The organism is Pseudoalteromonas sp. M8, assembly GCF_018141365.1.
Lineage (GTDB): Bacteria > Pseudomonadota > Gammaproteobacteria > Enterobacterales > Alteromonadaceae > Pseudoalteromonas.
Map to the genome: position 1 here is coordinate 2267573 of NZ_CP047240.1, position 13898 is coordinate 2281470.

Consider the following 13898-nt stretch of genomic DNA (forward strand, 5'->3'; position numbering starts at 1 on the left):
TGCAGTTCAAGGATAAAGACATTAGTGAAGCCTCTTTATCGGGGCTTCCATAACTTACAGAGGATGCATATGAATAAAGATAAAATAAGGCTATCACCTGCCGCAAGTATCTTACCTAACGATGAGGGAGTATTGTTACGCTCTGACCTTGGAGACTTTCAACTCCACGGAAAAGACATAAGTACTTTTGTTGACGACATTATTCCTTTATTAAATGGTGACTTTGGCCTCGATGAGATTGCATCACAAATAACGCAATACTCTAGCGCTAGTGTTGAGCAATTATTGCGCCTATTGGAGCAAAAAGGCCTCATTGAACGCGTTATTATCGACTCAACTTCAGCTCCTTGGCCTGAACAATACCGCTTTAATAACGCGTGGCAAAATGAGGCAAAGCGTGATCCACGAACACTCCAGAATAACCGTATTCTGTGTATAGGGTTAACGCCTTGGGCGATGCCTATGCTAGAAGAGCTGTTAAATGCTGGCGTGGGGTATATTCATATTCTTGATGATGCTAATTGTACTAACCAAAGTGGCTATTATCATCATGCAGTTAATCACCTGCCAAGTAAAACTACAACGGTCGATGCCTTCACAGACTACCTAAAGCAACGCTTTGTTCACTCAGAAGTTAGTGCACAAACTGCCGAACTGAACTCCCCATTAGATGAAGTTATTCTTCAAAACTGGGATCTGGTTGTTATTTCTCTGCCATCGGACTCGCTCAGTGCGCATACCAACATCGCCACGCATTTAGCTAAGCTTGCACTACCTACTTTTTACGTCTCAATTGATGGACTAACCGGGCATGTAGGTCCATATGTTACCAATCAAGGCGGTGGATGCTGGAACTGTTTACGGCTGCGAAAACTTGGCACCGCAATAAATCCGCAAACTGCACACAAGATTGATGAGATCACGAATAAAGCACATTCCGGCGCTCGAGCCCATTCAATTTTAAGCAGTATGTCAGCATCCATCGCTATGCAGGCTGCAACTGATATACAAACCATTTTGTTACAGTACACGTCATCTGTGCTGCAAAATACTATCAGAACAACCAATTTGGTTAGTGGCGAAAGCTCGCTTCACCCTATTATTCCAGTCCCTGAATGCCCAGTATGCTCTGGCCCTAGCGAACAAGATATCTCTGCTAGCAATAACACCTTAGCGGCCATTTCTGAATTACAGACAGTTGAGCAATTTAAAACAATGATGCGAGGTTGGATAGACCCAGAGTTTGGCGTGATAAAACAACTAACGGGCCATGCCCCCCACTTGCCTGAACTCCCTGTCACCGCATCTGCAAGCCTAAGTAGTTTTACAAGTGGTCAGTTTGATCCGAGAACACAAGGCCAAGTTGGTTCAGGCAAAGGATTAGACTCGCTTTCAGCTCATATTAGTGCCGTGGGTGAAGCGCTTGAACGTTATTCAGCAGCGAGATACGATATTCGTAACTGTCGTTATGCCACGGTAAATCAACTTCAAGGAGACTATGTAAACCCAGCAGATCTGGTCCTCTATTCTCCCGAGCAGTATGCAACACCTGGATTTCCCTTTAGCAAATGGCGAAGTAAACAAAAAATTCATTGGGTTGAAGGCAATTGGATTGGTACAAACCGCGCTACTTGGGTCCCCGCTTTAGTGAGCTACTTTAATTTTAGTTGCCCTTATGAAGAACAATTCAGTCAAGTTTCTTCCAATGGCTTAGCGGCAGGTAAAGATAACGAAGATGCCGCTATCAGAGCTTGCTTCGAACTCATTGAAAGAGATGCGATGATGCTTACTTGGTACGCCCAACTCCCTTGCACTAGATTAGATGCCGACTCTTTGCTAACTGGTAAGTTGAAGCTCATGGTCGAATCGATAACGCAGCGAGGCATAGCACTAGAATTATACCTTCTTGACGTCGGCATCCATATCCCAACGGTGGTTTGCCTTGGTCTAGGCGATGGCATCACCACGCCTGCGGTATCAGTTTCACTAGCAACCCATGACAACATCAATGTGGCTGTCACCAAAGCATTATTAGAGCAAGGTCATGTTATGCCCTATCTTTGCAGCCTAATGCAGAGTGGGCATAAAGCTCCACAAACCGTAGAACAGGTCAGGACGTTAGAAGATCATGCCGCGTTTTATTTCTCTAACGCGCACTTATCCACCTTTAACTTTATGAGACAGCCTAAATCTGAAGCTAAACCGCTATCATGCTGGCCTTATCCTACTCTTGAGGGAGCCGCAGATCTAAGACAGCGCATTACCAAAGCGGGGGTTGATATTGCCATTGTTGATGTCACTGCTTCAGACGTTGCATTAAGTCCATTTAGAGTGGCTCGAGCTGTTGGTGTTAATATGCAGCCCATTCACTTTGGCGAACAATTCAAGCGCATTGACAACCCAAGATTGCATAAACTCTTGGCTGGCCGCGCGGTTAACTTGTATCCACACCCCATTGCATAAGGACTCGCTATGAAAGTTTTAGTATGCGGAACCAATTACGGTGCTACTTATATTCGGGCATTACAATTTCAAAATACGGGATTGATGCTCAGTGGCATATTGTCAACTGGTAGTCTTCGCTCAACACAGTACGCTCAGTCCTTTGCCGTACCACATTACACCAATGTAGAGCAGATAACAGACAAACAAGTGGATATTGCTTGTGTGGCTATCGCTGGCGATGCCGGTATTGAGATTACTATCGCACTATTAGAAAAGCATATCCATGTAATTTGTGAACATCCAATCGGGCCGACCTCGATGGCACAGGCACTAGCAGTTGCCAAAGCTAATGGTGTTAGATTCTGGGTGAACGCCCATTTCGCTGATCTGTACCCTATTCGCTCTTTCTATGACAACTACTTCAGTGCCGCAGCACATGGCCAATGTATGCATCTAGACCTCGCCGTCAACCTCAGGACACTATATTCGGGACTGGATTTAATTTGTCGTCTATTTACCGACGAAGTTGATGTGACAGTAGCCATTCAACCCAAGGCTACTCCGAGTGCATTTGCTAGTATTTTGTTACAACGCGGGGCGATGTCCATTTCGCTGCTTTGTCAAAACTTTGCGTCTGAGTTTGATGATGGCTCAGCAACATTTATCAATCATAGAGTCTCAGCCATATTTAACCATGGTACATTACTGCTAAGCGATACTTATGGTCCATTAACGTGGTTACCTTCACCTATCACTATGTCCAGTAAAGAGTGGCGGAGCCACTACCTGCTTGAGCAACATGCGTTTACAGTGAATGAAATAATGACATTGCGCGATAAAGCCAACTTAGCCGTACTTGAACAACTTAAAGCCGTGATCTATGGCGACAGCGTCTGTCCCCATTTTCAAACATCTGACTACCTAATTGCATTAGCCAAGCTTTGGGAGAATGTGTATTTAGTATTGAATGGAAGCAATGAGGCGGGTTAAAGAAAATATGTCGAAAAAGTAATAACAGCTAGCGTAGCTCAGTGACCCATTTTGAGGCGATAAAATCTTGTCGATAGCACAGCTGTGGGCAAGGTAGCGACGTCTGTGTCAGCAAGGTAAAAGTTTTTGTTATTTTAGTTGCTCAATTTGAGGGAATATTAAAGCTAAATGGAATAATAGAGTGGATCCAACAGATCCACTCAAAGCATAGACTTAAAGTACGTCTAGTAGCTCAACGTCAAAGATCAACGTTGAGAAAGGCGCGATTGCAGCACCCGCACCACGCTCACCGTACGCAAGCTCATGCGGTACGTATAGACGCCATTTAGAACCTGCTGGCATCATTTGAAGTGCTTCAGTCCAACCTTTGATCACGCCATTTACTGGGAATTCAGCTGGTTGACCGCGCTCGTAAGAGCTGTCAAATGTAGTACCGTTGATTAGAGTACCGTGGTAATGAACACGTACTTTTGAATCTTCAACAGGCTTATCGCCTTCGCCAGTTTCAACTACTTCATACTGAAGACCAGACTCAGTTACTGTTACTTCAGCACGCTTTGCATTTTCTTCTAGAAATGCAACACCTTCAGCTGCTAATACTTTCGCTTCTTCTTCACGACGCTGTTGGATTTCAGCATTGATCTTCTCAAATGCTGCTTGAATTTCAGGGATCTCAACGCGGAAGCTGTCACCAGCATAAGCGTCTTTCATACCTTCGAATACAGAGTTAAGGTTTAGACCTTCAAAAGGGTTTGCTTTAAGTTGCTCACCCATTTGTAAACCAATACCGTAGCTCGCTTTATCTGCGTCTGTGTTGAATTGAGACATAGTCTTTCCATATTTTTTATTAACAAGAACCTTAGATTGTATCACAGCCAAAATAGGCAAGATACCGGAGCTGCTTGATTATCAAGCAGTCGAGCTATTCGTCGGACACAAAAAAACCGCTAGCTAGCGGCTTTCTCTTCTGCATATTGTTTGAGTTTTTTTCATTACAAAGGTTGCAAATGGCAGCAATAATACAAGGCCTATATTAAGCTCATCACTGTACTCTCCCAAGCTACCAACAAAGTAGTGTCCAAATCCAACCACACCAAATAATGCAATAACCACACTGGCGATTTCTGGCCAGGATTTTTCATATTTAGTGATCAGATGACCAACAAGGCAATTGAATAAAAAAACATGCAGCAGCGTCATCGTAATATCAGGGTCTTGTTGCGAATCAATCGACAACGTTAGCGCCATGTTTAGGCCGCTAAGATAAAAATAACTAAATACAATCCAAATAGAACTATGTTTTATTATTGCCATGTTACTAGCCGCAGACATACACGCCTCCAAACGAAAAAAACCGCCATTTGGAGGCGGTTTTGGGAATGAGGTGGCGGAGAGATAGGGATTTGAACCCTAGATACGCTATTAACGTATGCCGGTTTTCAAGACCGGTGCTTTCAACCACTCAGCCATCTCTCCGTTGTTGGCGCGCATTTTATGGAGTTATCCATCGGTTGTAAAGCACTATTTCGATTTTTGCATTCAAAAGCGCAAATAATAGCCGAATAATCAATAATATTGCTTTGGCCTTTTGGCAATGTAAGCAAAAATACAACTGGCGATAACCATTGCAATCACGATAATCCCCGAGTCAATCATACCAATGACTGCGTTTTTTGCAGGCAGCACTTTTTCAATGATAACCGGAATAGATGAAAACAACACAACGGTACTGAGCACTTTGAATGCTCTGGAAAAATCAAATCGCTTGGTGTAACTCATCCATGTTGTTAGTAATCCTAATACCAAAATAGGCGCTAATAGCCCCATCCATATCTCACTGGTATAACTCGATAATGCAACGGTTGCCGTGCATCCTATCAAGCTCCAAATAATCCAGGCGGTCCAATTTTCCCGTTCTTTTAAAAATAAATTACCCATGACACATCTTCTTTCAATTAGCTTGTTATTTTTATTATTGTTATAGAAAACAGGATTTACTGTCTTAGAGTAGCAAACATACTGGCTATAAAACAACCACATCGGTTGTGACAGTTTAAATAATGAAAAGTTCAACAAAAAGTATCAAAGAATGTGTTACCACAACATTAATCGCTGTATAAAAAAAGCGCAGCTATTGCTGCGCTCACCTTACTTTATTTTTACCCGCGGAATTTAACTTTCAGCTTTATCAAGTTCATCCACTAATAATTTGGTTTCATCCGCCCTCGGTTTTGTAAATCTCGCTAAACCGAGATAAACGACAGGTGTGAGGTAAAGCGTAAAGAAAACCGCTAAGCCTAATCCGCCAAATACGACCCAGCCGATTGCATTTCTCGACTCAGCACCTGCGCCTACCGATAAAATCAATGGTAAAGCACCAAGCAATGTGGACACCAAAGTCATCATAATAGGACGCAAACGGATCACTGCTGCTTCTTCAACGGCTTGTCTTACTGACCGTCCTTTGTCACGTAACTGATCAGCGAACTCAACTAACAAGATGGCATTTTTAGCAATTAAACCAATCAACATCACTAAGCCGATTTGCGAATATATGTTTAGCGAGGTTCCAGTAAGATACAAAGCCAATATGGCGGAGGTGATCCCAAACGGAACTGTGATCATAACTACAACGGCACTATTCACGCTTTCAAATTGTGCGGCAAGTACGAGCAGTACAATTAAGAACGCCAGCACGTAGGTAAGTAACACTTCGTTGGCCGTTTCTTCAAACGTTAACGCTTCCCCTTTAAACGCCAGCGTCACGCTGTCGGGTAAACTCTGATCTGCTAGCGTTCGTAATTTTTCAACCACTTCTGCCATAGGCATGTCTTCTGGCTGTTTCATATCCAGCTCGATACTACGACGCTGCGCATGGCGTTCAAGCTCGGCAGCTACGCCCTCTTCTACAATAACGGCAAGGCTACTTAGCGGAACCAATGCACCAGAGCGGCTGCCAACATAAAGGTTAGCCAAATCACTTGGGTCTCTGATGGTATGGTTTTGAGCTTGCAGCATAATTGGTATGGATTGGTCGCCAACATTCAAATCAGCAACATCATCGCCATTAATGGCTGCCCTAAGTGTCGTTGAGATATCACTCAAACTAACGCCAAGCTCTTCTGCTCTTCTACGGTCAATGTTTACGCGCAGCTGAGGTTGTGAGGGTTGATAAGAGATTTGCACCGGAGCCACGTCTGGCATTTCTTTTTCAACCAAAGCCGCAAATTGTTGCGCTGCTTTAAAGATCTCTAAATAGTCGTTACCAAGTAGCGCAAGCTCGATACCACCACCTTGGCCTCTTAGGTTTAAGCTATTTGCACCAAAGGCACGAGCAGGTGCACCTGGTATATTACCAAGCGGTCCTCTGATCTTATCGATAATTTCCTGTTGCGAGAAATGACGCTCATCCCAATGCTTTAATGGCACAGTGATAAATACAATATTTGGATCCCACTGACCGACAACCGTATAGATTGACTCTATTTCTCCGCTTTCTACAAAGGGTAATAAGATGTCCTCCATCTGTTTGGCCTGTCTATCCATAAAGTTAAGACCAACACCGTCAGGCCCTCTTGCGAAAATGCGAATTTTACCTCTGTCTTCAGATGGCAAAAGCTCATTATCCAATTGCGAATAGAGCGCACCAGATAAGCTCGCAATAACCACAAATACACCAAAGGTTAGCCATGCATGGTCAAGTACCCAGTGGATCGTACCGCGATACATTTCTGCGAGTTTCACACCAATACTCGAAAATAGATGCTTTTTGCTATCTTGCTTTACTTTTAACTTAGATGTTAATGCTGGCACCAATGACAGTGCCACAAATGAAGAAATAATCACGGCACCAGCTAACACGCCACCAAACTCCCTGAACAATCGGCCCGCAGTCGAGGGTAAAAAGGCAATCGGTACGAATACCGCAGCAAGTACTGCGGTTGTCGCGACTACAGCAAAGAAGACTTCTCTTGTCCCAAGTACCGCCGCGGCGCGACGACCTATCCCTTCGCCACGACGACGCTGAATATTCTCACTAACAACAATCGCATCATCGACGATAAGTCCAGTGGCCAACACAAGTGCTAGCAAGGTTAAAATATTAACAGAGAAGCCAAGCGCCCAGATCAGCGCCAAAGAGCCAATAAGCGCGACCGGGATTGCAAAAGCTGGAATAAGCGTCGCACGCCACGAGCCGATAAATACCCAAAGCGTGAATACCACCAGCAATATGGTTATCACTAACGAGCTCAAGACTTCGTCTACGGATGAGCGAATAAACTGTGCATCATCGGAGGTAACAAAGAGCTCCAGATCTGGAAAGCGTACTTTTATCTTATCGACGAGCTGTAGTACTTCATCTGAGATTTCAATGGTATTGGACTGTGCTTGGCGAATGATCTCAAGCCCAATTACAGGCTCTCCGTCGAGTCTCACCATAGAGCGAGGATCAGCCGGTCCAAAATACACAGAGGCAATATCCCCCACCCGAGTCTCATCACGAATGATGATATCACTCACCTGCTCAGCGGTTACAGAAGTGGCATCGGCACGGACAATCAGCTGCTGATCGTCTGACTTTAAACTGCCTGCGGGTACATCAAACGGTGCTTGTCTAAGCGCCGCAGCAACATCCGGAACGGTTAGATTAAAGCTTGTCAGTTTTAACGGATCAAGTCTTACGCGCAGCACCCGCTCTCTATCGCCGTTCAGGCGCACATCGGCTACGCCAGGAATAGTTAAAAACTGCGGCGCTAAGTCTTTTTCTACTCGCTCGGTCAATCCTTCAAGTGTTAAAGAGGCACTACTTACAGTTAAAGACACCACGGCTTCTGCGTCATTATCCGCTTTAATAATGGACACCCGTTCAACTTCTTCAGGTAGCTCTCTTTGTACTCGAGAAACAGATTCGCGTGTTTCGTTTGCTGCATCGTCTAGGTTAATGCCCGGACGAAATTCAACAACAATCCGCGCATTATTCTCTTCACTTTGTGCACGAATGCTTTTTACACCACTGACACGCGCAACAGCCCCTTCTAACTTACTCGTTACTTCGGTGTCGACAGTCTCAGGCGAGCCCCCAGGAAACGATGCGGACACCGTTAAACGCGGCCTATCTACATCGGGCAGTTCACGAACTTCAACGCCGGCAAGAGCAGCAATACCTGCAATAATAATCAATAAATTTAATACAACGATTAATACTGGACGGCGAATGGCCATCGACGGTAAATCTTGTAACTGTGGTAACTCCGGTTTAGTCACGATTTATTCCTTCGCCAGTGCATTCGTCACCGCAATTTCTTGCCCAGGACGAAGACGTTGCACCCCTTCTACAACTAATAACTCTCTTGCAGCCAAATCGCCTGATACCAGCAATTTACCCGGCAACCGCTGTTGGATTTTGACATCAATACGCTTAGCTTTGCCATCTACTTCTTTCCATACATAAGGACCTGTTGCGCCCCAAAGCAGTGCGGCTTCAGGAATAACGGCAAACTCTTCACCCAATACCGTTAGCGATACTCTAAAGCTCATTCCAGGCAAAAAACGGTCATTGCGGTTTTCAAAGATGGCTTTGATTTTTAGTGTGCGGGCTGTTGGGTCTATTCTAGAGTCCATTTGCGCTATCTTTGCGTCGATCCGTGTTGAATTATCATTCCAAGGTGTCAGCAGCACGCTATCGGTCGATTTAAGCATGCCATACGCCGATTCCGGTGCCGCAAATTGAACATACAACTTATCAAAGTTATCGATACTCGCAATCGCGGTTTGGGTGGTAATGCGATCTCCAACCTCAACGTCGGTGAGTCCCATTACGCCAGAAAAAGGGGCGATCACTTGGCGGTCTTCTAATTCATTCTTAGCTTGGATCAAGGCGACCTTTGCTAAGTCTCTGTCCGTTACCGCTTTATCTAATTCATTAATTGGGACGGCGCCGCGCTTTTGGCTATCGGTTAGACGGTCGACGGTGCGCTGCGCATCTGCAAGACGAATTTTAGCTTCTTCAAGCGCCGCTTTTTGGCGGCGTGAGTCTAGCTCCAATAGCAAAGTACCCGCTTTAACCTGATCGCCCGGTTTAAAATGTACCGCAGTCACCCTATCACCAATTGCGGGATACAAAATAACCGATTGAATAGCTTCAGCATTACCTACTGCCTGAATTTGCTGGCTACTACTTTCAAATTGAATAGGCTCTGCAATCACTTGCGAAGGTTTCGCCAAAGCGGTATTGGTTATCAGCATAGTGGCCGTAAAAACCACCAAGCGCGTTACTTTACACATATTAACCTTAATAATTTCCATTGTTCTTAGCTATATTTGAGTGTAACAGTTAATCACTCACATCAAGATAAACTATTCGATAACACACAGGATAAGTGCGATAAGATGCAGTATGCCTTGCAGCGTTTCAAAGGCAAGATAAGCCCATGTAAAGTAAGGTAAAGTTATGTAAAGATTGAGGGAGAGTGAGGCGCAATAGACTACCGCGCCAAATCATGACTATTGTGCGGCCGCGCGCATCAGTCTATCGTTAACATCACGCCACTCGGGCGCCGTTGGTGGTGCTTCCAACAAAATCTCGGTTGCACTTGATTGGTCCAATTGATGTAACCCGTGATAAAGGCCCTGCGCATACTTGGCTTTGTCAGCACCAAGTTTGAGATCCACCAGCTCGTTGTTTGCTGAATTCTCAGAGATCATTCGTTCTATTTGTGATGAATAATACAACACACCGGTATTCGCTTCGCACTGGCCGTTTAGGCGAGCAACTAACTCTTCCGTTGACAACAGGGTAAGCGGTTTGCTTGGTTGATAATGGGCTTTTACGTTACCAGGGACGGCTACAGTGTGCACATCAGGCTCATCTACTTCAATATTGAGCACCGCTTCAAGTGCAGCTTTAGTAATAGGGCCTGCTCGCAAGATCCTCGGTGTGTCTGAAGATACATCGAGGATCGTTGACTCAAGTCCTACTTCACATGAACCGCCGTCTAACACAGCCGCTATCTTGCCAGACAATCCAAACAACACTTGCTCGGCGGTGGTTGGACTAATTTTTTTGTAAGGATTGGCAGAGGGCGCAGCAAGTCCGGAGTTAATGTGCTGCAATAATGCTAGCATTGCAGGATGATTTGGCACACGTATACCCACGGTTGGGTGGCCGCCTGTGACTACATCGCTCACATGTGCTTGCTTTTTGGCAACGATCGTCAGTGGTCCCGGCCAAAAAGCATCTGCTAAAGCATCAAAATAGTCTGGCAATGTTTCCACCCACTCAGTGACCAAAGACTTGTCAGCGAGGTGTACGATTAGCGGGTGATCAGCTGGGCGTCCTTTTGCTGCAAAGATTTTTTTTACCGCATCGGGTTGCCTTGCATCTGCTGCTAAGCCGTAAACGGTTTCTGTTGGAACCGCAACAAGGTGACCATCACGTGCAAGTTCAGCCGCTTGCGCCACTGCGCTTGGATCGGTTGCCAATAAATGTAAGGTTGTTAAGCTTGCTTCGCCCACGTGTCTTTCTCAGTGTAAAAAATGGACGCGAATTATAACCAATTTAAAATGCAAAGAGCCAGTATTACTGGCTCCAGCATAAAAACTAGGATCGGTTTGCGTTATTCAGCGCTTGCGACCATTACGGTTTTCACGTTAACAAACTCTTTTATCCCAAAACCACCATGCTCTCTACCATAGCCACTGTCTTTAACACCACCAAACGGCAAATTTGGTTGTGCCAGCGAATAGCCATTAATATTCACCATGCCAGTGTCAAACTCCTTAATAGCAAGTCCTGTGGCACGTTGGGTGTCTTCAGAAAAAATGCCGCCACCTAAACCATAGCGTGAATCATTGGCTACCATCATTGCCTCAGCCTCATCATGCACACGAATTAGCGAGGCCACAGGGCCAAAGAGTTCATCATCATAAGCCGGCATACCGGGTTTGACGTCTTCCAAAATGGTGACAGGATAATAAAACCCCTGTTGCTTTGGAATTTCTCCACCAAGTGGACAAGTCGCTCCCGCCTTAACGGACGCTTCAACTTGTTGGTGTAATTCATCACGTAAATCTTTACGCGCCATAGGACCTAAGTCGGTGTCTGCTGCGGTTGGATCTCCCACCTTAAGCTGCTTAAACCCAGCCACAAAAGCCTCTCTAAATTGGTCATAAATTTCATCAACGATAATAAAGCGCTTCGCGGCAACGCAGGTTTCACCATTGTTGACAATACGACCTTGAATACACGCGGACACCGCTTTATTAATATCAGCATCTGCCAGCACCACAAAGGCATCGTTACTACCAAGCTCTAGGACGGTTTTTTTAGAAAGCTCAGCAGCTTGTTTGGCAACTTGTTTACCTACTTTATCGCTTCCGGTAAACGTAACACCACGAATATATGGATTCTTTATCAACTCGCTTGCTGTCTCACCATCAATTAACAGTGATTGATAGCAACCTTTTGGAAAACCGGCTTCTAAATACAGCTCTTCAATTAATTTAGCCATACCAAATACATTTGAGGCATGTTTCATTACCGTGGTATTACCCGCCATCACGTTCGAAACACTGTATCTGATAACCTGATAAAGCGGAAAGTTCCAAGGTTGTATTCCTAAGATCACGCCTATTGGTTGATAAGTGATAATGGCATGTCCCTGCTCAAATACCCGATGCTCGTCCTGTAATTCTTTTTCGCCATGCTCAGCGGTATATCGGCAAATTTCAGCACACAAGGAAACTTCCTGTTCACCCTGCTCCGTCACTTTGCCCATTTCCTCGGTCATTAGTGAGACTAACTTGGATTTATTTTGCTCAATTAAGTCAGCAAGCCTGTTTAGCTTTTGTGCTCTTTGCGTAAATGTGGTTTTCTTCCAAAATGAATAACAGTCATTGGCTAAGTCCACCGACTTTTGCGCCTCGTCCAAGCTCATTAAAGTGTATTCGTTAACGGGTTGCTCTGTCGCAGGATTAATTGTGGTTACCGTATTTGACATCATAAAGCTCCTTCAAAAATTTAACGGCGTAAATCAATTTTTAGATTTACAGCGATAGCCTTTGAATAAGCAAGGAAGGCACCAATCTGAGAATAATGAATATCCCATTGATTATTATGAATTAATTTAATTTCAGAATTAGATTTAAAAGAATTTGAATACGTGAATTAGAAAAGGCTACACACCTAATATGAAAAGTTTGCAGAGCGAATGGCGCTTGCGCAAATAGCTTGCAATGAAAGTTTAGCTGAGAAAAGGGACCATCCAGTCCCCTTGTTATGTATTCTTAGTACAATGCACCTTTAGCGCTTTTGACGTTGCGCTTCTTTTTGCGCTAGCTTTTCTTCCTTACGCTTACGAATAGCATCCTGTGCTTCATGACCGATATGACCTTCGCCGCGTAGCTTCGCCAGTTCAATTTGCTTTTGGCGCTCAGCAAATCGTGCAACTTGCTCTTCTGTTAAGTCTTTGTGGCAGTGGTGACAAGACACCCCTTCCATATATTCTTCGAGTTGTTTCTCTGCTTCCGTGATTGGCATACGACAAGCATGGCATTGATCATAAGACCCTTTGTTTAAATCATGATCGACAGCAACACGGTTATCAAACACAAAACACTCGCCTTCCCACATGGTTTCTTCTTTTGGCACGTCTTCTAAGTATTTTAGAATGCCGCCTTCCAAGTGATAAACCTCTTCGAAGCCTTGCTCTTTCATATACGCTGTCGATTTTTCACAGCGGATCCCGCCAGTACAGAACATCGCCACTTTTTTGTGTTTTTCTGGGTTTAAGTTATTTTGCGCCCACTCAGGGAACTCACGGAAAGTCTTGGTTTTAGGATCGATGGCATTTTTAAACGTACCGATCTCGATTTCATAGTCGTTACGCGTATCAACTAGCACAACGTCAGGATCTGAAATCAATGCGTTCCAATCTTGTGGTTTTACGTACGTACCAACCACTTCTTTAGGGTCTATACCTTGTACACCCATGGTCACGATTTCTTTCTTAAGCTTTACTTTAGTGCGGTAGAAAGGGCAAGTTTCATCGAACGACTCTTTATAAACGATGTTATCAAGGCCCGGTTGTTTGTCTAACCATGTAAGTAGCGCATCAATGCCTTCACGTTTACCGGCAACGGTACCGTTAATGCCTTCTTCGGCAAGTAATAACGTACCGCGAACTTCATTCGCTTCCATCACATCGTGAAGTGGCTGTCTTATCTCTTGATAGTTAGGTAAAGAGACAAACTTGTACATAGCACAAACAACGTATTGTTCTGACATTGTATTTTCCTAGATTTAAGCTTTGATTAGCTTACACATTAAGCATGACGATGTGTAAAGCACGAAAACCGAGTCGCAAACCCGGCGCTGAGGCGCGTATTTTACGGATTTTTGATTAAAATGCAAAAAACACAAATTCTATATCCGATAGCGTCTATGCTTTGGTATAATCTCGTGT

At 44.5% G+C, this 13898-nt stretch carries 10 protein-coding genes and 1 tRNA gene; 2 read left to right on the plus strand and 9 right to left on the minus strand.

What is annotated here, in order from left to right; all coding sequences use genetic code 11:
* The first annotated feature begins 69 nt into the window (after positions 1-69).
* Both GSF13_RS14870 and GSF13_RS14875 read left to right on the plus strand, forming a co-directional pair.
* Complete coding sequence (locus GSF13_RS14870) at positions 70-2463, plus strand: TOMM precursor leader peptide-binding protein (RefSeq protein WP_211866072.1); 2394 nt, start codon at positions 70-72, stop codon at positions 2461-2463.
* 9 nt (positions 2464-2472) lie between these two features.
* Entirely contained in the window at positions 2473-3435 is a 963-nt protein-coding gene (locus GSF13_RS14875; protein WP_211866074.1) for a Gfo/Idh/MocA family oxidoreductase, read from the plus strand.
* 213 nt (positions 3436-3648) lie between these two features.
* Here the strand turns inward: GSF13_RS14875 and GSF13_RS14880 are convergent, their stop codons facing one another.
* From GSF13_RS14880 to GSF13_RS14920, 9 genes are all read right to left on the minus strand, one after another.
* On the minus strand, positions 3649-4263 hold the full coding sequence (locus tag GSF13_RS14880) for an FKBP-type peptidyl-prolyl cis-trans isomerase (protein ID WP_010604796.1): 615 nt from the start codon (positions 4261-4263) through the stop codon (positions 3649-3651).
* Positions 4264-4386: 123 nt separating this feature from the next.
* A complete protein-coding gene (locus tag GSF13_RS14885; protein WP_249122677.1) occupies positions 4387-4767 on the minus strand; it encodes a hypothetical protein in 381 nt (126 codons plus the stop codon).
* A gap of 53 nt (positions 4768-4820) precedes the next feature.
* Positions 4821-4911, minus strand: a tRNA-Ser gene (locus GSF13_RS14890).
* Positions 4912-5001: 90 nt separating this feature from the next.
* Entirely contained in the window at positions 5002-5373 is a 372-nt protein-coding gene (locus tag GSF13_RS14895) for a hypothetical protein (RefSeq protein ID WP_010379077.1), read from the minus strand.
* A 234-nt stretch (positions 5374-5607) separates the two neighbouring features.
* Positions 5608-8658, minus strand: coding sequence for an efflux RND transporter permease subunit (locus GSF13_RS14900; protein WP_174169085.1), 3051 nt, complete (start codon positions 8656-8658; stop codon positions 5608-5610).
* Positions 8659-8703: 45 nt separating this feature from the next.
* Positions 8704-9741, minus strand: coding sequence for an efflux RND transporter periplasmic adaptor subunit (locus GSF13_RS14905; RefSeq protein ID WP_211866076.1), 1038 nt, complete (start codon positions 9739-9741; stop codon positions 8704-8706).
* A 198-nt stretch (positions 9742-9939) separates the two neighbouring features.
* Positions 9940-10950, minus strand: a complete 1011-nt coding sequence (locus tag GSF13_RS14910; RefSeq protein WP_211866086.1) for an L-threonylcarbamoyladenylate synthase — start codon at positions 10948-10950, stop codon at positions 9940-9942.
* Between the two features lie 101 nt (positions 10951-11051).
* Positions 11052-12434 carry an NAD-dependent succinate-semialdehyde dehydrogenase gene (locus GSF13_RS14915; RefSeq protein WP_211869027.1) on the minus strand — a complete coding sequence of 461 codons (1383 nt, stop codon included), beginning with the start codon at positions 12432-12434 and terminating at the stop codon, positions 11052-11054.
* A gap of 302 nt (positions 12435-12736) precedes the next feature.
* Positions 12737-13720 (minus strand): rhodanese-related sulfurtransferase, encoded by a 984-nt coding sequence (locus GSF13_RS14920; protein ID WP_017217357.1) that lies wholly within the window; start codon positions 13718-13720, stop codon positions 12737-12739.
* Between the last annotated feature and the right edge of the window lie 178 nt (positions 13721-13898).